This is a genomic window from Niallia sp. (assembly GCF_031978665.1).
Lineage (GTDB): Bacteria > Bacillota > Bacilli > Bacillales > Cytobacillaceae > Niallia.
This window is the reverse complement of sequence record NZ_DALZDK010000006.1, coordinates 75,375-98,649: the sequence shown is the minus strand read 5'-3', so window position 1 is coordinate 98,649 and position 23,275 is coordinate 75,375. Positions and strand designations below refer to the sequence as shown.

17 protein-coding genes and 1 pseudogene are annotated in these 23,275 nt (G+C 34.7%); 3 read left to right on the top strand and 15 right to left on the bottom strand.

Annotation, left to right across the window (positions count from 1 at the left end; all coding sequences use genetic code 11):
* Window positions 1–27 precede the first annotated feature (27 nt).
* Window positions 28–3,393 (bottom strand): hypothetical protein, encoded by a 3,366-nt coding sequence (locus RTL21_RS04985; protein ID WP_312093930.1) that lies wholly within the window; start codon window positions 3,391–3,393, stop codon window positions 28–30.
* Between the two features lie 156 nt (window positions 3,394–3,549).
* Here RTL21_RS04985 and RTL21_RS04980 point away from each other — a divergent pair, with 156 nt between their 5' ends.
* Complete coding sequence (locus RTL21_RS04980) at window positions 3,550–4,920, top strand: dipeptidase (RefSeq protein WP_312093928.1); 1,371 nt, start codon at window positions 3,550–3,552, stop codon at window positions 4,918–4,920.
* A 180-nt stretch (window positions 4,921–5,100) separates the two neighbouring features.
* On the opposite strand, the gene helD is transcribed toward RTL21_RS04980, so the two are convergent.
* The 3 genes from helD to ltaS form a co-directional block, all read right to left on the bottom strand.
* Window positions 5,101–7,419 carry an RNA polymerase recycling motor HelD gene (gene helD, locus RTL21_RS04975; protein WP_312093926.1) on the bottom strand — a complete coding sequence of 773 codons (2,319 nt, stop codon included), beginning with the start codon at window positions 7,417–7,419 and terminating at the stop codon, window positions 5,101–5,103.
* Between the two features lie 199 nt (window positions 7,420–7,618).
* Entirely contained in the window at window positions 7,619–8,869 is a 1,251-nt protein-coding gene (locus RTL21_RS04970; protein WP_312093924.1) for an MFS transporter, read from the bottom strand.
* A gap of 188 nt (window positions 8,870–9,057) precedes the next feature.
* Window positions 9,058–11,019: a lipoteichoic acid synthase gene (gene ltaS / locus RTL21_RS04965; protein WP_483870165.1), complete on the bottom strand. Its 1,962-nt coding sequence runs from the start codon at window positions 11,017–11,019 to the stop codon at window positions 9,058–9,060.
* 480 nt (window positions 11,020–11,499) lie between these two features.
* On the opposite strand from ltaS, the gene RTL21_RS04960 reads away from it, so the two are divergent.
* Complete coding sequence (locus RTL21_RS04960) at window positions 11,500–12,546, top strand: M42 family metallopeptidase (protein ID WP_312093922.1); 1,047 nt, start codon at window positions 11,500–11,502, stop codon at window positions 12,544–12,546.
* 55 nt (window positions 12,547–12,601) lie between these two features.
* Here the strand turns inward: RTL21_RS04960 and RTL21_RS04955 are convergent, their stop codons facing one another.
* The 7 genes from RTL21_RS04955 to RTL21_RS04925 all read right to left on the bottom strand — a co-directional run bounded on the left by RTL21_RS04955 (window position 12,602) and on the right by RTL21_RS04925 (window position 19,114).
* The gene (locus tag RTL21_RS04955; RefSeq protein WP_312093920.1) at window positions 12,602–13,141 is read right to left on the bottom strand and encodes a M15 family metallopeptidase; all 540 of its coding nucleotides are present in this window, start codon (window positions 13,139–13,141) and stop codon (window positions 12,602–12,604) included.
* Between the two features lie 159 nt (window positions 13,142–13,300).
* Window positions 13,301–16,441 carry an SMC family ATPase gene (locus tag RTL21_RS04950; RefSeq protein WP_312093918.1) on the bottom strand — a complete coding sequence of 1,047 codons (3,141 nt, stop codon included), beginning with the start codon at window positions 16,439–16,441 and terminating at the stop codon, window positions 13,301–13,303.
* Window positions 16,438–17,583: an exonuclease SbcCD subunit D gene (locus RTL21_RS04945; RefSeq protein ID WP_312094023.1), complete on the bottom strand. Its 1,146-nt coding sequence runs from the start codon at window positions 17,581–17,583 to the stop codon at window positions 16,438–16,440. The genes RTL21_RS04950 and RTL21_RS04945 overlap by 4 nt, the downstream gene beginning before the upstream one ends.
* A gap of 352 nt (window positions 17,584–17,935) precedes the next feature.
* Window positions 17,936–18,136 (bottom strand): cold-shock protein, encoded by a 201-nt coding sequence (locus RTL21_RS04940; protein ID WP_031537602.1) that lies wholly within the window; start codon window positions 18,134–18,136, stop codon window positions 17,936–17,938.
* 229 nt (window positions 18,137–18,365) lie between these two features.
* A complete protein-coding gene (locus tag RTL21_RS04935) occupies window positions 18,366–18,503 on the bottom strand; it encodes a YvrJ family protein (RefSeq protein WP_312093908.1) in 138 nt (45 codons plus the stop codon).
* A 107-nt stretch (window positions 18,504–18,610) separates the two neighbouring features.
* Window positions 18,611–18,826: a DUF2922 domain-containing protein gene (locus RTL21_RS04930; protein ID WP_312093906.1), complete on the bottom strand. Its 216-nt coding sequence runs from the start codon at window positions 18,824–18,826 to the stop codon at window positions 18,611–18,613.
* A 66-nt stretch (window positions 18,827–18,892) separates the two neighbouring features.
* Window positions 18,893–19,114, bottom strand: coding sequence for a DUF1659 domain-containing protein (locus tag RTL21_RS04925; protein WP_312093904.1), 222 nt, complete (start codon window positions 19,112–19,114; stop codon window positions 18,893–18,895).
* A gap of 207 nt (window positions 19,115–19,321) precedes the next feature.
* Here RTL21_RS04925 and RTL21_RS04920 point away from each other — a divergent pair, with 207 nt between their 5' ends.
* Complete coding sequence (locus RTL21_RS04920; protein ID WP_312093902.1) at window positions 19,322–19,585, top strand: phage holin family protein; 264 nt, start codon at window positions 19,322–19,324, stop codon at window positions 19,583–19,585.
* 118 nt (window positions 19,586–19,703) lie between these two features.
* Here the strand turns inward: RTL21_RS04920 and RTL21_RS04915 are convergent, their stop codons facing one another.
* From RTL21_RS04915 to RTL21_RS04900, 4 genes and pseudogenes are all read right to left on the bottom strand, one after another.
* Window positions 19,704–21,392 (bottom strand): methyl-accepting chemotaxis protein, encoded by a 1,689-nt coding sequence (locus RTL21_RS04915; RefSeq protein WP_312093900.1) that lies wholly within the window; start codon window positions 21,390–21,392, stop codon window positions 19,704–19,706.
* A 519-nt stretch (window positions 21,393–21,911) separates the two neighbouring features.
* Complete coding sequence (locus RTL21_RS04910) at window positions 21,912–22,385, bottom strand: CcdC family protein (RefSeq protein ID WP_312093898.1); 474 nt, start codon at window positions 22,383–22,385, stop codon at window positions 21,912–21,914.
* A gap of 163 nt (window positions 22,386–22,548) precedes the next feature.
* Window positions 22,549–22,908, bottom strand: coding sequence for a response regulator (locus RTL21_RS04905; RefSeq protein ID WP_312093896.1), 360 nt, complete (start codon window positions 22,906–22,908; stop codon window positions 22,549–22,551).
* 209 nt (window positions 22,909–23,117) lie between these two features.
* Window positions 23,118–23,275: pseudogene (locus RTL21_RS04900) on the bottom strand (cytochrome c biogenesis protein CcdA); the annotation flags it as partial.

Below are 23,275 nucleotides of genomic sequence, written 5' to 3'. Positions count from 1 at the left end.
GATCTTTATACCGTTCAGGCCACTCTATTATTTCCATGTCTTTAAAAATAACAGCAATCTATTTTTCCAATCAAGCAGCTTTGTCACAGCTTTTGGCTGCTTGCCTTGCTTTTGCATTTCGTAAATACTTGCAATCATAATAAGAATCGATCCTGCAATTAATAAATACACCCACCATGGGAAATTGCCCCAATATGGCCTTGTTTGTAACAATACATTCAGAACTAATACACCAATACCAACAAAGAAATAGGATTTATATCGGAAATAAAATCCTGAAAGAATGGAAATAACGGCAAGGCCGCCCAATATTATAGCGTCGTAAATAGTATGGGAAAGATATCCATCGATTGCTAATATAAGGGCGATGATGCTAACAACTCCCCATTCCAAATAACCTAATGTCTCCTTCTGATTTTTTATTATTTTCTTCGTGCCAATCATAATGACAATCCACGGTAATACAACTAATTCTGTCACAATATATTTCTGAATGGAAATAATCGTGAGGAAGGAATAATACGGCAATAACAATAAAAATAAGCTAGCAAGCTTAGGAATCCATTGGATTTCTTTCCCCACTCTTTTAATCTGGATCAAGATAAGGAAAAATAGAATCAAGCCTGGTATTACGATATCCATTTTGAAGATTGTATCCATTAAATACAAGGATAATGTAGAGATTATACTTCCAAAAAGATAAAAATCAATCCACTTTTCCCCTCTATCCTTCCATTTAAATATCGAAGAATAAATGGTTGTGCTTAAAAACAGAAATAAGACTGCCCAAACGCTAGAAAATAAATAGCGATCAAATGAGATAAAGTTCTTCGCATACATCAGTATTTCATTATTAATAAGCAGCAAAACTACTCCAGCTAGTGAGAAAAGATGTAGCTTTTCTCTATGAATCATAATCAGCACAACCGCAAGATAAATCAAGATAACAAAATAAGTTACCACTGTAAACGGTGTCGCAAACAACCAAAAGATAATCCCTATTATGCTAAATGGTAAGAAAAAGTAGATAAGCTCTGCTTTTTCCTTGACAACGAAATAACCAATAAATAAAACGATCGACAGAATCAGAAATGCGAGACTATAAGAATTTCCCCCGGCAAAATCAATAGAGATAATCGTCGCAAAAAAGAGATAACTGGATAGGTAACTCCCATAGCGAAAAACCATTTTTCCATATTTATTCGCAACCAAATACACACTAATGCTATAGGCAATAAACGAAAAGATAAACGGAAGAAAGGAATCATTTCCTATAAACAAACGATCAATGACAATACTTCCTATTATATACATATGGGAAATCGTCAGGAATGGAAGTCTAAATGGTGTATTTTTCAAGCCAAATGCAATCACAAACAGCCCTATCCACCCATATTTCATTAACGTTTCAAAAAGGAAACTCCCACTACTCCAAATAGAATCGACTAGGGCAAAATAACTAATCAAACTAACAAGACTAATTAACCAAGAAACTAGAATATGCTTGATTTTTCGATACAGGTCATAAAATACAAGTATTGACAATAAAAACAACCCTGTTGTAACCCATTTGTTCATATAAAAGGTTTCAAAAATGAAAAGTAAACCAAACCCATACATGATTTGGCCAAGGAAATAGCCAATTCTCCCCATCTTCTTATCCATTCTTTCATACAGACTCCCTGATAAGATAGTGAGTATACTCGCTACAGCAATCGATAAAGGAAGTCCCTGTTCTTGTAAAATTCGGATGGCCTCTGCTGCCGTAAAATAAACGCCAAATACAGTAATCGGAATGACATAGGAAAGGAATTGCTTATATGTTTTATTCGTTACCAAGTTCTTTCCAGCAAACAGACTTAGCGTTAATCCTCCTATCATAAATGGAATATACCACTTACCAATAAAAATCACGGTTGCTAGAAAAGCAAGAATTGCCATCCAACAAACACTATATAGAGCGGATGGCCTTCTAATAATTTGTAAAAAATGCCCTTTATTATAAATTCCGAGTATAAATAATAAGACTATATTTATCCCATAGCTGACGAGGAAAATACTGTCGACGTCGTTTATTAACTGAAGGAGTGCAGCAATATTCCATAATGCTAAGTTTAAAAAGAAAACTGGCAAATATCGAATTAAGGTATATGCTAGTCTTTTCGATAAAAGCAAAAATTCTACTGCCAATAAGAGATAAGCAAACACTAAATACATACTTCCATCGAGAAAAAGTTCCCCATAAAAAATAATCGTAACTAAAAACGTTAAAAGAGCAATAATAAAGCTTGTAAACTCCCAAACCCTTCCCCATTCCATTTTTCCTTTTAAGATAAAAACAAAAGAAAGAAGGATAATACTAAAACAAGCAAAAGCGATTGGTAATAAATCTTCAAGAAATGGGTAGGTGAAAATTCGATAAAGACCAAAAGAAATGGCAATCGTTATGAGAAAATGATCATGTTTTCTTTTCGTCAACGCTACTGTCATCATAAATAGAGCACTAATGACCAAATAGTAAAAACCATTTACTACACTATTATCAAAAAGAAAGGTCATAAATAAAGCAGTTAAGATTAATTGTACTTGGACAATGGGAGTAAGCTCCTCATGAAAATATTGAATCCATTTCAAATGATGATGCTTTAATAAAACATATACTGTTATAAATTGATAGACTATCAAAAGTAAGAAAAATCCATCTTGGGATAACGGTAAAAAGGCAAGTAAAAAAGCAACCGTCCCAGTTACTGTCCCAATCGTTAGTACTTTATATAAACGAGACTTTAAATAGAAAGCTAATGCAACATAAACGGGGAATAGCACGCATCCCGCGATTACTCCTAGTAAATATCGTCCTTCTCCATACATAGAAAGGTAATCTCCTGCTAGCTGAAAAAAGCTAATCGAAACAAAGCCAATTGGAAGGAATAGACTCCCAAGGAGAAAGAAAGCAAATGCAGTATGATCAATCTTAATGATTTTTTTCGATAATAAAGCGACCCCAAAAAAGAGAATCGACACAAAAAAGATAGATACTGCTTTCATCCACCCAGCCATGGAGTCCCAATTGCTTGTGGCTACGACTAATCCGCCTATTAGCAAGAGCGCTACGCCTAAGTAAAGCATCACCCCTATATTCCGTTCACGCAACTGTTCAGCCGTATACTTTTTCTTTTGTTTTACCGGCTCTTTCTTTTCCATATCTTTTTTTACTGCTTCCTTTTGCTTGGTTTCCCCTGCCTCCCTTACTCTTTTCTCTTCATCCGCTAAATAGCGCTTAAACCCAGCGGTTATGTCTGTATAACTCTCGTCCGATATGTATTGTTTCGAATATAATAATTCTAATATGCGATTAAAAAGAGCAATCGTGTTTTTTTGCATCCCCTGCATCCTTTCCACCTAAACTTTTTAACTATTTTAACTAATAGTGTAAGTTTACATTATCCAATTCGATTTTTCAATATATTTTATTTTCTAAAAAAGAGGATATTCCCCAAACTTGAGCGAATTTATTTTTGATATCGAAATAATTGGAGGAATAAATGAATGAAAATGATTGAAGATTATTTAAAAGAGAATAGAAAAGACCAGTTGGAGGAATTATTCGCCTTTTTATCATTAGAAAGTATCAGTGCCCTTCCTGAGCATAAAGAGGATATTAAAAAAACAGCTGAATGGTTGGTCCAATCCCTTTCTGATGCAGGCTTAGAAAATACTTCCATCTATCAGACTAATGGTAACCCAGTTATTTATGCCGACTGGCTCCATGCAGAAGGAAAACCAACTGTCTTAGTATATGGGCATTATGATGTGCAGCCTGTCGATCCACTTGAATTATGGGATACTCCCCCTTTTTTCCCACAAATACGAGAAGAGAAGCTATATGCAAGAGGGGCAAGTGATGATAAAGGACAAGTTTTCATGCATATTAAAGTAGTTGAAGCGATTCTAAAAACAACAGGCTCTCTACCTGTAAATATCAAATTTTGCATAGAAGGAGAAGAGGAAATTGGTAGCCCTACCTTACCTAAATTTGTAGAAGAAAACAAGGAGCTATTAGGTGCTGACGTTATTGTTATTTCTGATACTGGTATGATCGAACAAGGGAAACCTACAATATGCTATGGTCTTCGTGGTTTATGCGGCATGGAAATTCATGTTAAAGGACCAAAAAGTGATCTTCATTCTGGTTTATTTGGAGGAGCCATTCAAAATCCAATCGCAGCATTAAGCGAATTATTAGCAAGCTTTCATCATCAAAATGGAGTAATTGCAGTAGAAGGATTTTATGATCGTGTGACCCCTTTAACAAAGGAAGAAAAGGAAGCATTTGAAGCATTACAAATTTCAGATGACTCTTTTATCGAGCAAACAGGCTCTCCTACTCTTTTCGGCGAAGAAGGATTTTCCACAATTGAACGACTTTGGGTTCGTCCAACTCTTGAACTCAATGGAATTAAAGGTGGCTTTCAAGGAACAGGAGTTAAGACTGTTATCCCTTCTGAAGCAAGTGCAAAAATTACATGTAGACTTGTTCCAGCACAAGATCCAGAGGAAATTGTTGCATTATTAGAGAAACATATTGAGGCACATAAACCAAAGGGTGTGGAAGTAACGATTCAGTTATTTGATAAAGGTACTCCTTTTGTTACGCCATTTGATCATAAAGCGATTCAAGCAGCTGGAAAAGCGTATGAAAAAGTATACAAAGTACCAACTTCTTATACACGTGGCGGAGGTTCTATTCCAATAGTTGCAGTATTTGACCGAATATTAAACCTGCCTGTTGTATTAATGGGATTTGGACTTCCAGACGAAAATTTCCACGCTCCAAATGAGCATTTCCATCTAGAAAATTACGATAAAGGCCTAGAAACCATTTGCCATTATTGGTTTGAACTTGCAGAAGTTTGGTAAGCAATCAAAAATCATGATAGCGAGCTTTCTAACTAGAATATTCATCAAAGATATGTACTAATTAAAGTCACAGCCTGAATACACATCGCTTTTGTGGGGTCTACGTGTATTCAGGCTGCTCAGTTTTTTTAATTAGATTCAATCACTTCTAACAGCAATTAACTCCTTCTATGAAAAATATTATCTTACTTCAATCAGTTCATAAGTCTCTTTCTTTATCTTCTCAAAATAAGGATTAAGATTACCTTCTTCTGTATACATTGCCAATGCGTGCATCGCTCTAGTACAGGCGGTATAAAACAGTTCTTTTTCTAAATCGCCCTGATAGCTTGAAGCATTATAAAGAATAACCCCATCGAATTCTATCCCCTTGGCAAGATATGCAGGAATAACGGAAATGCCCTTTTCATATGACGTAGTCCCTTTTTGAATAAAACGAACATCTAGTTTCTGGTTAAGCAAATCGTACACTTGGCTGCTTTCTTTAATCGTTTTACAAATAATTGCTATCGTTTTATAGCCGTTATTCTTCCAGTCTACGATTCGTACTAATAAATCGTCTAATTTCTTAGTTGAATCCATAACACTTACTATATTCGGCTTTTCTCCATGGCGATTAAATGGTTCAATCTTGTCTCCATTTACAGCAAGCCCTCTTGTAAATTCAACTATTTCCTTTGTCGATCGATAGCTTTTCATTAATACAATACTTTCTACATCTTCCCTTTCTCCATTACCGACTATCTCATTATGTTGATGGGCATAGATTGCTTGGTTAATATCCCCAAGAAGCGTCATCTTGCTATTCGGAAAAAGTTCTTTTAAGTAATTAATTTGAAAATCAGAATAATCTTGTGCTTCATCAATAAATACCTGACGAATGCCCGACGTAGATTTTTTCCCTTCAATCTTATCCTTTAAATAGGCAAAAGGTGTTCCATCTTCATACGATAATACTCTTTGGTTCAGGATTGAAATCGTTTGCTCTCCAATTTTATGCCATTCATCCTTTGTTAGCTGTTCCGGACAGCTTAATTGAAAAATACGTCTATACATTGCAGAAACATCAATAAAGCGCAATTTTTTAATGGCTGCATAAATAGACTTAAAATATTTATTGACAATAATTTTCCGTAAAAACTTTTCCTCTTGATCAAAATAATCGAATTCTTGTTCTTTACCATTTTTCATTTCTGCTGCATGAAATGCTTCCAAGTACTCCTCTTTATCCAGCAATTCAATTTCATCATCAACCCAGCGCTGTTTTCTTTCCGCTTTTGCGTGCTTTTTCATTTCTTTTTGGGCCCATTCAATTAATAATTGCATTCGGTTTGGAATGGAGATATGGCTTTCCATCTCATAAAATTTCCTCGTCATTTCTTCACTTGATATAAACACTTTTTTGCGAAAAACAATATCCTTAAATAGCATACCATCTTTATGTAATCCTTCTAAATAATTGTCGATCAGCGCTTTGAACTCTACACTACTTTTAAATTGAATACTTTTTAATCTACTTTGCTTTTTATCGGAATCTGTTTCCGTTAATAAATATTCTAATTGGGAAAAGGAATCCTCTACTTGAAAAGATTTTCCGATTCGTGACTGTAAATATTCAAAAAAAGTGGACTGGCGCATATTTTCTTCCCCAAGCTCTGGTAATACCGTAGAAACATAGCTATTAAATAGAGGGTTGGGTGAAAAAAGCATAATATTATCTGATTTCAATGTATCTCGATGCTTATATAACAAATAGGCAACACGTTGTAATGCTGCAGATGTTTTTCCACTCCCTGCTACACCTTGTACCAGTAAATACTTACTCTTTTCATTGCGGATAATTTGATTTTGCTCCTTTTGAATCGTCGCAACAATTGATTTCATCATGGAATTGGCATTATTGCCAAGTACTTCAAGCAGTAGCTCATCTCCAATCGTAACTCCAGTATCAAATAGACTGATTAGTTTCCCATCACGAATGATAAATTGCCTTTTTAACAATAATTCACCGTCTATTTTCCCCCCCGGCGTTTGATAGGACGCTGGTCCTGGCGAATAATCATAATAGACACTGGAAATTGGAGCTCTCCAATCATATATATAAAATGTTTCATTCGTTTTATCCATAAAAGAAGCAATACCGATATAAATTTCTTCCGTTCCTTCTCCGACCTCATCGAAATCAATTCTGCCAAAGTAAGGAGAGTCTTTCAGTTTTTGAAGAACCTTCTGCTGTTGATGAATCTGCCCATACGTTCGCTCACGTTCTCCAAGTAGTTCTGCTTGCTGCTTAATACTCGTAAATGTTTCGATTACATCATCTGGTTCATCGAGGTTAACCGTAACATCTTCCCAGAAGGTAGAACGTAATTGCGTTACATCCCCGCCAATAGAATGGATGTCTTGTTCCATTAATTTCAGCTTATCATCGATTTCTTTTCGTACAAAATTTATTCTCTTTTGTTCTTGGACTTTTTCTTCCGCTTCTTTTTTGCTCATATTGCTTCCACCCCTAATCAATTATCTTGACAAGCAGAATAACTATGTGATATTATTATAATAGATAATTTATAAATATTTTTATTAAAATGATATCACTAAAAGATTCATTTATTTTAACATATCTTCAATCAATTTTCCACTATAATAAGAATAGACATCCCATATCCTTTACGGATATGGGATTTATTATGTGCACTTATATTTTTGCCATTTTCCGTTTAAAGGTAACCCCTTCTTTTCTCTTCAAATATAAATAAAGGAAAAAGAAAAATATCCCACTAAAAGCTCTTAAAAATCCTGAAATATTCATAGCTGTATAAATATTCGTTGTTTCCAAGAGAAAGACGCCAAATTGCGGTGCGATAAAGGCAACAAAAGCAAGTAATATATTATAATTAGAAATACATAAACCGCGGTTATCCGTTGTTGTCACATCCAATAATTGATTAAACAACATTAAGACAGTTCCAGAGACAAATAAACCAGCAAATATATTTGTAATTACGAGAAAAACTAAATTTGTTGAAACAATCGTTATGCAAGGAGCGACCGCCATTCCTATCGATACTAAAATAAGCATCTTTGCATTGGAATGTTTATCTGCCATTCTTGCCCACCATTTAAAACTAATAATTTGACCAATAGAATTAGCAACGGCAAACAAACTGATCCATAATCCTGTCGCACCAGCGTATTTTATTTGATAGATACTAAATAAGGTCCAACACATTTGCCAAGCAAAATTAAAAAACAAGGCACTAATGATAAAATACAAAAAAGATTTATTTTTAAAAACAGAAATACCGAATAATGAAGATTTTTCCTTTGGCAATTCTTGCTTTTTCGGCTCCACATGCTGTTTTAAATAATGCAGCTCCAACAATCCAAATATAAATGCTAAAAAATACAAAACAACATATGGCATAGAATCTGTTTTATCAAAAAACTGAAGAAATATACCAATAAAAAAAGTAGAGATCATACCAATTAACGTCATCATTTTATTTCTCGTACTAAAAAAGCCACTTCGTCTATTTTCTTGAATAATGTCACCAATAAATGCCTGCCAGCTTAAATTAGCGAACGAAAAAGGAAAATTCATAAGTCCGACCAAAACAATAAAGACGATCACTTGATATTTATCAGGTATAAAAACAACTAATGCAATACCAACTAGAAAAAGCCTTGCAGCTAAAAAAGAATATACGGTAAACATCTTCTTCTCCTGAAGTCGATTAATGATCAATGAACCAACCATCATCGCGAACATGCCAATAAATTGCGGTAGTGAACTAATTAACCCAACTTGATAATTGGTTGCCCCTAAAACACTTATAGCAAAGAGAGGAAAATAATTATTAGAGATGTTCAATATTAGCGTTGTGTAAACACCATTCTTAATGCTTAGCCTTTCATTTTCTGAATTCGTCTGTTCTGATTCCATCATTCCTATATCATCCTTTTTCTCATCAAAATTATTTCAATTTCTGAAATATTCATAGTTATCATACTCTCATCCTACTTAACCCGCAAGCCTTTTTTTGAAAGATATTAGTGAAAAATTTTTGAACAATTATAGCGCTTATAAACGCAAAAAAAAATCCCTTTCCATTTGGAAAGAGATTTTTTTTGCGTTTATTCTTCGACTGACCCTTTAGTTTCAGTTGTTGTTGAAGAGCCTTTAATATAATTATAATCTTCACGATTAATCGGTGTGTATCCATTTGGTGTATGGAATCTTAATAAATCCTTCATAACAATGCTGTCAGATGCTTGTAATTCTGCAGCTGCCGCTTCTGCTTGTTCAGTGCCTTGTTCTGCATCAACTAATTCACCATCGGCATTATAATAGTTATCACCAATTTTTGTAAGTGTTGGGGAAACAAAGTCACCATTTCTAAATGGAACTGTTTCACGATGTTCTTCTGAAAGTAAATCTGAACCAACTTGTAAATAATCCTTTGTATCAATACCAAGAAGATGCATTAATGTTGGCATTACATCTACATCGCCACCAAATTTGCTTACTACATTTCCTTCTACGCCTGGTACATGAATAAATAATGGTACCCGTTGTAGTTGTGTGTTCATAAATGGTGTTACTTCATCAACACCAAGTACTTGTGCCATTGCTTTATTATGGTTCTCAGAAATACCATAGTGGTCACCATACATAACGATAACTGTATTATCATATAATCCAGATTCCTTTAAGTCTTCAAAGAATAAACGGATTGATTCATCTAAATAATGAGCAGATTGGAAATAATGGTTTACCGCGCTATCTCCAAAATCACCTGCCGGGAAGTCCGTATCGCCTTCATCCATTTCAAATGGATGGTGGTTAGATAAAGTAATGAACTTTGTATAGAATGGCTGCTTTAATCCTTCTAATAAAGGCATACTCTGTTCAAAGAAAGGTATATCCTTCATTCCATAGTTTTTCGTATTTTCTTCTGACATATCATAATACTCTGCGTCAAAGAAATAATCGTATCCAATTGTTTTATACATTTCATTACGATTCCAGAAAGTCTTATAATTACCATGGAACGCAGCTGAAGTATATCCTTCCCCTTTAAGGATTGCTGGTGCTGCTTGTAAAGTATTTTGTGCTTTGTTTACAAAAACAGCCCCTTGCGACATTCCGTATAAGGAATTCTCCATCATAAACTCAGCATCTGATGTTTTCCCTTGTCCTGTTTGGTGGAAGAAATTATCAAAATAGAACGTATTCTCATCTTCAATTAATGAATTTAAAAATGGTGTTACTTCTTCCCCATTTAATTTGTAATTAATAATAAAGCTTTGCAATGATTCTAATGAAACATAAATTACGTTTTTACCTTCTGCTACCCCAAAATATTTATCATTTGGCTCTGCATAATTGGCACTAATATAGTTTTGCACCTCTGTAATATCACTACTGTCTGCCAATGCTCTTTGGCTTTCAGATCTAGCATTTTGCACGATGTCATATACAGTAAAGTTATAAGCACCTAAATATTTCACTAAATAGTTTCTATCAAATGAACGACTTAATAATTGCGGGCGGTCTGCCTCTGCTAAACCTAGGTTAATAACAAATGTCAAAATCGCTAGCGCAAAAACAGATTTTGCTGCTCTTCTATTTTTTTGTATAGTAGGTTTATACGCTTTTGTTGCTAATAATACGATTAAAATAATAACATCTAGGAAATAAAGAATATCATATGGCTTAAGTAGCGATAAAATACTATCACTTAATTGTCCGCCATTCACTTTCACCTGCATAACAACAGGAACGGTTATAAAGTCTGTAAAGAAGCGATAATACACAATGTTTGCATATAATAGAGCTGACATTAATGCTGTATTAATCGTAATATATACAGGTTGTAATTTTCCCTTAACGAATAAAGCAAGTCCGATAAAGAGCAGTGCGGAGCTTAACGGATTAATAAATAATAGAAATTCCTGCATAGGTCCTTCTACACCTATGCTAAACTCTACCTTATATCCTATATACGTTTTCATCCAAAATAAAAATATGGCGATTAAAAAGAAAGAAGAATGTTTTGCTAAAAATTTACGAAATAATTCTGCTGTACCTTTCAATCCCGTTCACCTCAATTCAAAATTTACAATTTTTTAATGTAATTTGTTTATTTTCCCTTAAATAGAGCTACTCTATTTACATATGATACTACCCTTCTTTTTGTTCATCCTGAAGTAGCAGCTAAATGAAAATGACGTAATCCATTATATCACATCATTTACAAATTAGTTATTTCTTTTACTTCCTTTTAATGTAAATTTACAATGGAGTAGATTTCAAATTAATCACATCTTACATTAAATTAATGAATATTTCCAGCAATATCTATATTTATACGAAAAAAAGGGACAAAAGAACAAGTTTTGTGTTTTTTCGACAAGAATGAATAATAGCAGATTTTTTTCAAAAAGAAAATGGTAAATACTCACAAACACTCTCTTTCTACCCTGTTAGGAAGTTAGCCAAACAGCGAACGAGCTTATTTAATATTCATTTTTTTAATAGTATAATGGAATAGATAGTAAAAGGAGGAATTTCACTTGATACATATTGATCAAACAGAGTATTTAGCTTTATTAGAGCAATTATTGAATGTTACAAGTCCATCAGGCAATACAGAAGCAATTATTCAACGAATGGAGGAATATTTACAAGCTGCCAATATTTCTACGTATAAAAATAATAAGGGTGGCTTGATTGCAACGATCCCTGGTAAAATTACAGACAAGCAGCGCATGCTTACTGCCCATGTCGACACACTTGGAGCAATGGTAAAAGAAATCAAGCCAAATGGTAGACTTCGCTTAGATTTAATTGGCGGTTTTACATACAACAGCATTGAAGGAGAAAATTGTGTAATTGAAACTTCTTCAGGCAAGACATATACAGGAACCATCCTCCTTCACCAAGCATCTGTCCATGTATATAAAGAAGCTAGAACTGCAGAACGTAATCAAAGTAATATGGAAGTTCGAATTGATGAAATCGTGAAAAATCAAGATGATGTGAAAAAACTCGGCATTTCTGTAGGTGACTTTGTTTCTTTTTATCCACGTGTAGAAATTACACCTTCTGGATTCATTAAATCCAGACATTTAGATGATAAAGCAAGTGCTGCAATTCTTTTGTTATTAATGAAACAGATTAAAGAAAATAACATTGAATTACCATATACGACAAACTTCCTTCTTTCCAATAATGAGGAAATTGGATACGGAGGAAACTCAAATATACCTGTAGAAACAGTTGAATATATGGCCGTAGACATGGGAGCAATGGGAGACGGGCAATCAACAGACGAGTACACAGTATCCATCTGCGTAAAAGATGCCAGCGGACCGTACCATTATGCTTTAAGAAAACATCTTGTCCAATTAGCGGATAAGCATGAGGTTCCGTATCAATTAGATATTTATCCATATTATGGCTCAGATGCTTCTGCTGCAATCCGTTCTGGACATGATATCAAACATGCATTAATCGGTCCTGGAATCGATTCCTCTCATGCCTATGAACGTACTCACTTTACTTCTGTTGAGGCAACAGGAGAATTAATTTATCATTATTTACTAAGTGAATTAGTTTAAAAATTTTGTAAGAAAAAGAGGATGACTCCAATTATTATGAGTCATCCTCCTTTTTTTATTCAGGTCTTTTGCCTTTTTGCAAGTCTTCAATCGTTAATCCAAAATCCATTTGAAAATGTGGATAATCCTTAAAGTTAGCCCAGTCTCCTCCCCATTGAAAACCCAAAGCTTTAGCTATCTTCACTACTTCAGACCAATCACTTTTGCCATTTCCATTGCCATCATAATTCATATCCCAGATGACTACCCCATTAATATCCAAAAGAGCGAAATCTATAGCCAATCCATAATTATGATAGGACTCCCCACCCTTTGCATAGGTTACGATTGAACCTTCTGTCGTTCTTCCTTGTTCATATAAACGGTCCTGTTCTTCTACACTTCTAAAGTCTTCTGTAATCACTACACGAATTCCAATATCTCCAGCCTTCTGAACAAGAATGTCTTTCTTTTCGTTTACAACTGGATTCATTTCAGTAGGCATTGGTACATCACTATATTCTGGCTGATTTAATTTCCAATATAATAGAAGAATAAAGATAAAAATTAAAAATATAAAGATGGTTCTCCCACGTTTCTTTCTTTTATTTCGCAAAATAATGCTCCCAGCTTCTGATGATGTTTTAAATGATTTTTTTGATATCTGTAAATGATTTCAAATAATGCGAGAAAGATACCAGGTAACTTCGTTTACCTTTTCTCTTTCCCAACGCTAAATCGGGCACCGCTTTAACCAATTACAACGCCCTTCTGTTTATCGTAAATATTCAAAGCGCGTGGTACTTCCAGTTTGTCCTGCAATTACCTCTAGTCTAACTTCCATTCGATCTTTTAATTCAGGAACATGGGATATTACTCCAACTAATCGACCTGAGCTTTGGATATCCATCAGTGTTTCAATTGCTTGATCTAATGACTCTGGGTCTAATGTTCCAAAGCCTTCATCAATAAACATCGTTTCAAGGGAAATTCCGCCAGCAAAATTTTGCACGACATCACAAAGACCAAGTGCTAATGATAATGCTGCCTTAAAGCTTTCCCCTCCGGACAAGGTTTTAACATGTCTTTCTTGTCCAGTATACTGATCAAATACGAGTAGCTCTAAGCCACTTTGCACATTTCCCTTTGAGCGATCACTTTTTCGGACAAGCTGATACCGGCCACTTGTCATTTTATTAAGTCTGCTATTCGCTTGTAGCAAAATTTCATCTAAGAAGGATGCAAGTACATATCGTTCAAATGTAATTCGCTGTGCGTTTTGCCCTCTTGAAATATCATATAAGTGACCGACAAGCTTAAATTGGTTTTCTAGTTCTTTTACCTTCCGATTTATTTCGACTACTTGATTCTGGATTTCTTTATTTTCTTTTTGTTTTATGAGCATATTCGTATATTCTTGCTGTACTTGATTTGCTTCTTCCATAATAGCTGTTAGTTTGGTCTGCAGCTCCTCCATATTTGGAACAATTATATCTTTAAGAGCTTCTTCTAAATCCTTTAATCGATCAGAAACAGAACGACACTCTTCGCGATATGCTTGTAGCGCTGCCTTGAGCTGCTCGACTTTTTGATCATCCAGTTTGCTTTCTGCATACGAGCGATAGGATGGAAAACCTTGCTTTGCCATTCTTTCTAAGAAAATATCTCTTTCTGTCTGTAAGTTATCAGATAACTGCTTGATTTGTTTTTCGATACTTTCTAAACGAACCGACTCTTTTTGCCATTTTTCTTTCGTGTACTGCACCTTTTCTTGCGCCGTTGCAAATCGAGCTTCCAGTTTTTCTAATTGCAGAGAGCTGTCCTGGCACACTTTTTTATACTTAGATAATTCCCGCAAGTCGGAAGGAATTGTATCTTTCATTTTTTTCAAAGTTGTGTTTTGCTCTGTATATTCAATTGTTGTTCCTTGTAGCACCTCAGCTGTTTTTTCCAGCTGAGCTAGCACTTCCTGGAATTGTCCCTCCATATCTGAGAGCGATTGCTTCATTTTTTCTAACTCCGCTGTTTGTTCCTCTAATTTCTTTTGTTCTAGACTTATTTCCTGGAGCTGATTTTTAATCGAATTTGCTGCAATTGAGCTATCCTTCTCTGTAAACGAAGGATAAATATCGACAACCTTCTTCAGCTTAGTTTGCGCCTCTTCCGCTAACCATTTCCATTGCGAATTTGCTTCAAGCCAAGCCGCTTCCGCTTTCGTTTTTTCCTTGTCTATTATCTCGAAATCTTTTTTTGCACTTTTGCGATCTTCCTCAGAGAATTCTTCATCATGAAGCAGATTTGCCGCAGGGCTTGGGTGATGCATGCTTCCGCATACTGGACAAGCTTCCTCTTCCTTTAAGCTAGCTGCTAAAATAACCGATTGATTGGCAATCCACTTATTCTCTAGCTCTTCTACTAATATCTTTGCATCCTCAAATCTCCTCAAAGTATTCTCTAGGATTTGTTTCTTCGTTTCGGCATCAGCCTTTCGATTCAATCCAGCATGCGCTACTTCTATATAATCATTTATTCGCTCTAATAGAGCTTGCAGATTTCGAATCTTGTCCTTATTATCAAGAAGCAATTCCTTCATTCCGTCTAATTGTCTTATCCGTTCTTTAAACTTTTGAATGGTTGTTTCCTTCTCATTACGTTGTCTTTGGAGTATTTCCTGTTTAGAGACAAGGTTTTCCATGTCTTTTTTTAATATGAGAAGCTTCCCTTCTACTTCTGCATATTGCACAACATCCTTTTCCATGTTTTTCAGGCTAACAAGGTAATTAGCTAATTGCTTCCGCTCCTCTTCCTTTGCTAATTCTTCTTTATATTGTTGGTCCGCTTCCATTAATTGAGCTTGAATAGTTTCTAAAGCGGTCCGAATTTCCTTCTCTTCTGTTTTGCTGTCATCGATTTGTTTTTTTAAATGGTGGCAAATTTCCTCTTGCTGAGCAAGCAGAGCTGCTTTTTGTGCCAAATCGATTTTCGATTCTATTTCAGTATATTCCTTTTTTTGACTTTCCAACTCCTTTAAACGGTTAGAAAGCTCCTCTTTTAGCTTCATTTGTTTTATAATGGCTTCCGCTTCATATAAATGTTGTCTAATTACATCTCGGTCTTTATTTTTTTGCTCCAGCTTCGTCTGTAATTTTCCTACCTCTTCCCCCATTAACTCTATTTCTTGCTCTAAAAGTGGAAGAATAGCAACATCGTTGTCACTGCCTTGTTGTATCAGCTCCATTAATTCTTTATTAAATACAGCAGCTATTTTAGACAATGCATTACTCCGCAATAAAACCTTTTGCTCGACTTCTTTTTTTAACCCCTGCGCTTGCTCCTTTAATCTATCTTCAATACGTTTATACATTTCTGTATGGAATAAGCGCTGCAAAATATTTTCTTTTTCTTTACTGTCTGACGTAAGCAATCTGCGAAACTCGCCTTGCGGAATCATGAGGATTTGGCGAAACTGATTGCTATCAATTTGCATAATTTCCTTCACTTTTTCATCTACATCACGGACGGACGATGCAACGAGTAATTCCTTTCCATCTTCATCAAACGTAAATAGCTCTGCTTTCGCGCCAATTGTCGTAAATCCATCTCCTCTTTCCTTTTTCTTCTCTTGCTGAGGAGATCGACTGATTAAATATCGTTTTTCCTTTAATTTAAATTCAAAACTGACTTCTGTTAACACGGAATCATCAGCAAACTGACTTCTTAACTCTGGACCATTTCGATCTTCCCCACTTGCTTTTCCGTATATTGCATAACTAATCCCATCAAAAATGGTTGTTTTTCCTGATCCTGTTTTTCCTGAGATAACAAACATCGTACGATTGCCTAAAACGGTAAAATCAACGACTTCCTTATGGGCATATGGACCAAATGCCTGCATCGTAAGTTTTAATGGTCTCATTTTTGTCCCTCTTCTCTTAGAACCTGATTAATGACACTCGCCATCCAGTCCTTTTTCTCTTCTGAAAAAGAAGCCGTCGTCATTTCCTCATAAAAGGATGCAAATAATTCAAGTTCATTTTTCTGTACTTCCTTTTGAATCTGCAAGACAGACTTTTCTTTCCGATCCTTATTTTCAATTTTCCTTTCTAAGTGAAGTACATTCGGATACACTTGTCTTAGCTTTTGAATCGGATCTAGTATCGCACCTTCATCAAGCAGCGTAATTTTCAAATAATCATCTACTTTTTGTTGCTGATAAAAATGAACATGTAATAGTTCTTCTAAATGGCCTTCTAACTCCCTCATGTCTTTTTGCGGCGAGAGAGCATGATATTTTTGTGTGAAATTCCCTTTTTCATCCATTTCAATAATCGACACAGTTTTCTTTTGTTTCGCTTCTGAAAAAGAATATTTCATTAAAGAGCCAGAATATTTAACCGTTTCATGATTAATGGCATCAGGGCTATGCAAATGACCTAATGCTGTATAAGAAAATGCTTCAAACAATTCTGCGCCAACACAGCCTGATCCTCCTACAGATAAAATCCGTTCAGAATCAGACGTCTTGCCGCCAAGTACAAAACTATGACCTATCAATACATTTGGTTCATTTGCCTTCAAATTATTTTCGATTTTACCAACAATCGCTTTCATTGCATCATGATGATTTAGAATTGTATCATCCTCTAATAGTTTTCTGACTACAACAGGTTCGCAATAAGGTACTAAGTAGAAATTAACCCCGGCTAACGACACAGGAGCAAAACTATTTTCGATTTTTCCATTTAAATAAAATTGATTTTTCTGATACCAAGAACTTCCAAAAGATAACCGTTCTGCACTATCATGGTTTCCGGAGATAGCAAGAATCGGTGTATTTAACTCCACATTGATAAAATACAAAACTTCATCAAGTAAATTTACGGCATCTGTTGGCGGAATGGAACGATCGTATAAATCCCCTGCTATTATGACTGCATCCGGCTTTTCTTTTTCCACTAACTTCTTGAATTGTTGCAGCATAAAACGTTGATCCTCTGTCATATATAATCCATGCACTAATTTCCCTAAGTGCCAATCTGCTGTATGAATAAATTTCACAATATCACCTCTATGTTCATTAAAAACAAATTCAGTCATTAATTTTTACTATCATTCAATTCAAAAAAAGCGAATCTCCATCCTACTGATGGTTCATTAAACAATTAAAGCTGCCCATTCAAAATTTCTTATCTATATTAATGGGACTCACTTCCTCTTCAAGAGGATAAAAGCTATATTCTATTATTATAGCAAACATTTTCTATTACAAGGAATGGTGTCGCAGGAAACCAATTATTTCTATATAAGTAAATGCTCTGTTTTACACGTATCATTATTCATTCTAAGCCAAAATAGAAAAAGGCCAGACCTTTTTGAGGTCTGACCCTTTTTATATGAGGAATCGCTATTATTATATTTTAGTAACGTTAGCAGCTTGAGGTCCACGTGCACCTTCTACTACTTCAAATGAAACGTCTTGGCCTTCTTCTAAAGATTTAAAGCCTTCCACTTGAATCGCTGAATAGTGAACGAATACATCATTTCCATCTTCCGCTTCAATAAAACCAAATCCTTTTTCTGCGTTAAACCATTTAACTTTACCGTTTTTCATGTGAAAAAATCCTCCTAAAAAAGCTTTGCTAGCTTCATCTTTAAATTACCATTTTCAGCGCATAGCATTGGACTATTAATCTCTCAAACCATAGTAGTCGAGCAATAAATAACATACTAAATACGTTAATAACGGTTAATGTAAATTTAACATTTTTAGCTATTATTGTCAATAGAAAACCCTTTCATTTTTCGAAAAATTATAATTAATAGAGAGAAATAAGAGATTTCTATTTTTTGATTAATTCAGGCAAGCTTTGAATTGATGTGATCATTATATCCAGTTTCGTTTCAATTCGATTCAGCAAATAAAAGCTGATGACAATTGGAAATCCTACCTGGCTTATAAAGGGGATCAACTCTTCCAATATAATCTCCTCCTAATAGAATCTCAGCATTATTACTTGGGGCTACTAGTATCCATACTAATAGCCCTGAAGCAATTATTATTTAGTAGAGCATATCACGTTATTCCTTAAATCTCATAATCTGTCACATTTCTTTCGACGAGGCGTATCCCTTTTACGGCAACTAAATCTCCGTTTGTGCTAGTTAACACGTTAGCCGCAATAATACTTTGCATAACCGTTGTTACCTGTTCGGAATTCACTGGCTCAACAGGACTTTCAAGGGATATCTTTGTTGACTTACCATTACTTGTTTCAAAGGTTAATTCTAATGTTTTCACCATTTAAGATTCTCCTTTCTGACTTTTTTATTATTTCATTCAGTAGAGACTAATAGCCGTTTGAGTCTATTACGACTCAATAATGTCTGTTGTGTCATTTCTTTCAACGGAATACAAAGTATAACTGACCAGTGTTGCTAACCCTGTTGCTACCACTAACATCTGCTCAGGAGTTGCCGTTTGTTTGACATTTTTAAACGTCTTTGTAATGTAATTAGGATCCCCATTTTCCTTCAAACCGTTTTGAAACATTATCTTCATACTGGATTCATTCCAAATTGCTTCTGCCATCTGTATCACCTCCTTTCATTTATTAAATAGAAAGAAGGTAGAAGAAAGGACAGTTCCTTGAAAAAAATAAGATGATTTTTTATCCAATCCTTTAAATGGAATGAATAAAAAAGAATGATTACAAATGGGAGGGATCGTTATGCAAACAATCATTATTCTTTTTTTAGCATATGCTAACAATATAGGAATAAAGGAGGGAAAAATGCTGTGGAATGGTTACAGTCTTTTTTACTTGATCATTATTATATATTAGTACCGGTTCTATGGATCATTGGCTATGCACTTAAACAAACACCCATTATCCCTAATTGGTCCATCATTTGGATTCTTCTCCTCGCTTCTATTGTGTTAGCAACTTTTGCATATGGTTTTAGCTTTGAAGCAGTTACGAATGGAATTATAGCTGCAGGTGTATCTGTATTCGGGCACCAGCTTGTGAAACAAACGGTTCAAAAGGATAAATCAAATTAACTTCCGGTAGATACATGGAAGAAGGATGGTTACATGATTGTTGCTATTCATAAACGAAAAAGAGTCAATCATTTTTTGCTTTACAAAAGAATGATTGACTCTATCCATAATTAGCTAATTATAAGGTGAAATGGGATACCGTTTTCTGAAGTCTGGACGCAATTTCGGACAGCTTTTTAGCTGAATCTGTCATTTCTGTCATGGATGCAAGCTGTTCTTCTGTTGCTGCAGATGTTTCTTGCGTATAGGAAATGCTTTCGGATGAAATTGTATGAACACTTTCCATAATCTTTTTCATTTCCTTGCTATTCGATGATAATTCCACTATTTCCTTTGTTACTTCTTCTACATTTTCTGAAACATCGGAAATGGATTGAAAAATTTCCATAAATGCAACACTCGTTTTTTCCGTTCCTTCTAGTCCTGCACTTACAATTGAGTTTGTCTTATTCATCCCGTCAATCGCAGAGCTTATTTCTTTTTGAATACTATCGGTAACATGTTGTATTAAATGAGCAGAATTACTACTTTCTTCCGCAAGCTTTCTAACCTCATCAGCAACAACAGAAAATCCTTTTCCATGTTCCCCTGCTCTTGCGGCTTCAATTGCCGCATTAAGGGCTAATAGATTTGTTTGTTCTGCAACATTTGTTATTAATGCTGCAATTTGTTTAATTTCTGCTGACTTTGATTCTAACATTTTGATGATAATCGATGAATCCTCAACAGAATGACTAATGTCCTTCATTTTATAAACTACATCGTCAATAGAACGATTTCCATCTTGTGCCTTTTGCATTGCCGTCGCCATTTTTCCCTTCATGCTATAACTGCGCTCTGTAATTTCCTCCATGCTTTTATTCATTAAATCATAATTTTGTACGGCAATTTGAAATTGATTCATTTGACTTTCCACTTGCTCTACTGATTTTTCCGAAATGCTAGAAACCTGTTCCGCAACAACCGCCGTTTGTTTTGCACTTAACTCCATTTCCTCACTACTAGCAGTAACGATATTGGCTGTGTCTCTAACTTCTTGAATGATCACACCTAGTTCATCGTTCATTTTACCCAATGAGCGAACCATTTCTCCAAATTCATCATTTCGCTTTGTTTTTACTTCTTGCTTGGTTAGATTACCTTCACTAACTTTTTTAATAATGGAAGAAGATTCTTTCATTCCTCTAGCTATCGTTCTACTAATCCAAACAGCGAGTATGATTGCCGATAACATAGCAAAAGCGCTTATTCCTATTACCATATAAATATAAAAATTTGTATCACTTGCAACCTTGTCTCTTGTTTCACTCATTCTCGTTTCTTCATATTTAATTAACTGATCCGTTTCATTATTAAATTGTGTCCGAATCTCATTAGATTGATTAATTAATTGAAGATAATTTTCTTCATTTTCTAAAATCTTTTCCTGCACAGCCTTATCTCCTAGTACTAAAAAATCTGACTGAAGCTTTTGTATGCTCTCAATAAGCTCATTACTAGAAGCAATATTATCCATACTATTTAACGTTTCAAAGTTATTAACTAGTCGTTTCGAACTACTATCGTAATTCGTTAGATAGGAAGTTTCCCCTGTAAGTAAATACCCATTTATTCCGTCTGATTGAAGCAGCATATTGATTTTCATGTTTTTCAAGATAATCACTTTATTTACTTGCTGATCAATGACATCCGAATAGTTTTTATCTACTTTTGCAATTTGTGCAATGGAAAGAGAAGCGATAATTAAAATACATATAATAACTAAAAGAAAACCTAACCCCAATTTTTTTGTAATCGTAAATCTCATTTTATTCTCCCCTTCTCAATCAACCAGTTAACACTTATTTAAAATAGGCTGTTTTCCTAAAGTTTGTTTCTATTTCCCGCAGCCGGAATACACTTCGCTTTCCGTGGTGCTCGCGCTGAGCCGCTTCACAGCTCACGCTCCTGCTTTCTTCTCAGACTGTCTCGCTAATCCCCGTGGCGTCTACTTGTATTCTGGCTGCTCCATTTTTCCATCTAATTTTTTTTCTATTGAAAAAACAACAATCTTTTAGAAAACAGCCTTAAAATAAAAGATAATTTCCATTTTTATGATGATTCTACTATTATACTAGAAAATAAGTCTTTTTCACTAGTTAATTTTCAGCGATAGGATTTTTTTTCACTCGTTAAATATTACCAATTAAGAGGTAGCTTCATAGTTGTTAGATCCTAGCTCATAAATAAAGATTGTTTTCTTAAAGCTTGTTGATAGTACCCGGTGCCTGAATAAAAAAAACTAGCTGGAATTCACATATCTCCAGCTAGTCTTAACGTTATTAACTTAATGTACGGTACTTAAATTTTTTGCTAGCTTTTTGTAATTGATATACATCGCAATACGCCAAGGTACAATCATACAGAAAGCTAACATCCAGAACATGCCCCCTAATGGGCCAACATCGATGGAGCTGCTTAAAATAAATTTAGCAATAATTCTAATGGCTAAAAGTCCAAATAATATAAAGATAAATGCTTTCGAATTGATTAAATATATATCTTGATCCTTAATTTCAAATTTCGTTGTTTTAATTAATAGAAATGAAAATACAATTCCGGCAATAGCCGCTTCTAATATTTCCTGTCCTGAAATACGGAAATAAGGGAAGACAAACATCAGAGCTCCTGTACTCATAAAAAAAGGTGGAAGAATAATTTTTTTAGGTGAAACAGGCTTCGTAGCCGCTTTCATTCTCATAATCATAAAAAAGACACCCATAAATACTGCGATACATGTTGAAATTATGACAGAAGTCATAGAAAAACCCCTTTACTTACCTATTATCTATACCATTTTAATATGTTTAATCTTACCATTATCCTTACTCCCCTGTCCATTTTTTATGGACTTTACCCTACACGTAATAACAAAAAAAAACGGATACGAAAAAATCATATCCTTCTACCAACTTCCCTATTCGTTATTTTAAAACGCGATTTATTGCATCTAATACTCGCGTATCATCAAAAGGTTTAACGATAAAATCCTTTGCACCTGCTTCAATTGCCTCTACGACCATTTTTTGTTGTCCCATTGCCGAACACATAATAATTTTTGCCTGCGGGAATTCTTTCTTAATTTCTTTGACAGCATCTAATCCGCTCATCTCAGGCATTGTAATATCCATTGTGACCAAATCCGGATCTAATTCACGATATAATCTTATTGCTTCCTTCCCGTTTTCAGCCTCACCAACTACTTCATGGTTTGATCTAGTTAAAATATTCGAGAGAGTCATTCTCATAAACTTTGCATCATCCACAATCAATATTCGAGCCATCTTGCTTCCTCCTCAACAACCAAAAACACAATATCTTAAAATAAATATATTTTATAACGCTTCTTCCAATATAGCGAATCTTTATGATAATTTCAATCAATTTTGTCACAAAATATGACAAACCATGTCACGTACTTTCTAATCTTTCTACTCCAAAGGTAATTTGCTACCTTACTTCTTATCTATTATTATACATCAAGGCGAGACTATTAAAAACCTTGAAAATCGCCAAAAATTGGTGAAATGACCCGTGTTAACCATTTCATCCCATCCATATATAACAATATTCCCATTGCAATCATACAATAACCACCAAATTTCATCCAATATACACTATACTTCTTAAGCTTGTTCAAATGAATAATAA

Bases quoted from the DNA above. Each gene is read 5' to 3' on its own strand.
- RTL21_RS04950 (WP_312093918.1), bottom strand. From the start codon at position 16,441: ATGAGACCATTAAAACTTACGATGCAGGCATTTGGTCCATATGCCCAT.
- RTL21_RS04970 (WP_312093924.1), bottom strand. From the start codon at position 8,869: ATGATGGAATCAGAACAGACGAATTCAGAAAATGAAAGGCTAAGCATT.
- RTL21_RS04930 (WP_312093906.1), bottom strand. From the start codon at position 18,826: ATGGTGAAAACATTAGAATTAACCTTTGAAACAAGTAATGGTAAGTCA.
- RTL21_RS04915 (WP_312093900.1), bottom strand. From the start codon at position 21,392: ATGAGATTTACGATTACAAAAAAATTGGGGTTAGGTTTTCTTTTAGTT.
- RTL21_RS04985 (WP_312093930.1), bottom strand. From the start codon at position 3,393: ATGCAGGGGATGCAAAAAAACACGATTGCTCTTTTTAATCGCATATTA.
- RTL21_RS04910 (WP_312093898.1), bottom strand. From the start codon at position 22,385: ATGACTTCTGTCATAATTTCAACATGTATCGCAGTATTTATGGGTGTC.
- helD (WP_312093926.1), bottom strand. From the start codon at position 7,419: ATGAGCAAAAAAGAAGCGGAAGAAAAAGTCCAAGAACAAAAGAGAATA.
- RTL21_RS04905 (WP_312093896.1), bottom strand. From the start codon at position 22,908: ATGGCTCGAATATTGATTGTGGATGATGCAAAGTTTATGAGAATGACT.
- RTL21_RS04980 (WP_312093928.1), top strand. From the start codon at position 3,550: ATGAAAATGATTGAAGATTATTTAAAAGAGAATAGAAAAGACCAGTTG.
- RTL21_RS04940 (WP_031537602.1), bottom strand. From the start codon at position 18,136: ATGAAAAACGGTAAAGTTAAATGGTTTAACGCAGAAAAAGGATTTGGT.
- RTL21_RS04925 (WP_312093904.1), bottom strand. From the start codon at position 19,114: ATGGCAGAAGCAATTTGGAATGAATCCAGTATGAAGATAATGTTTCAA.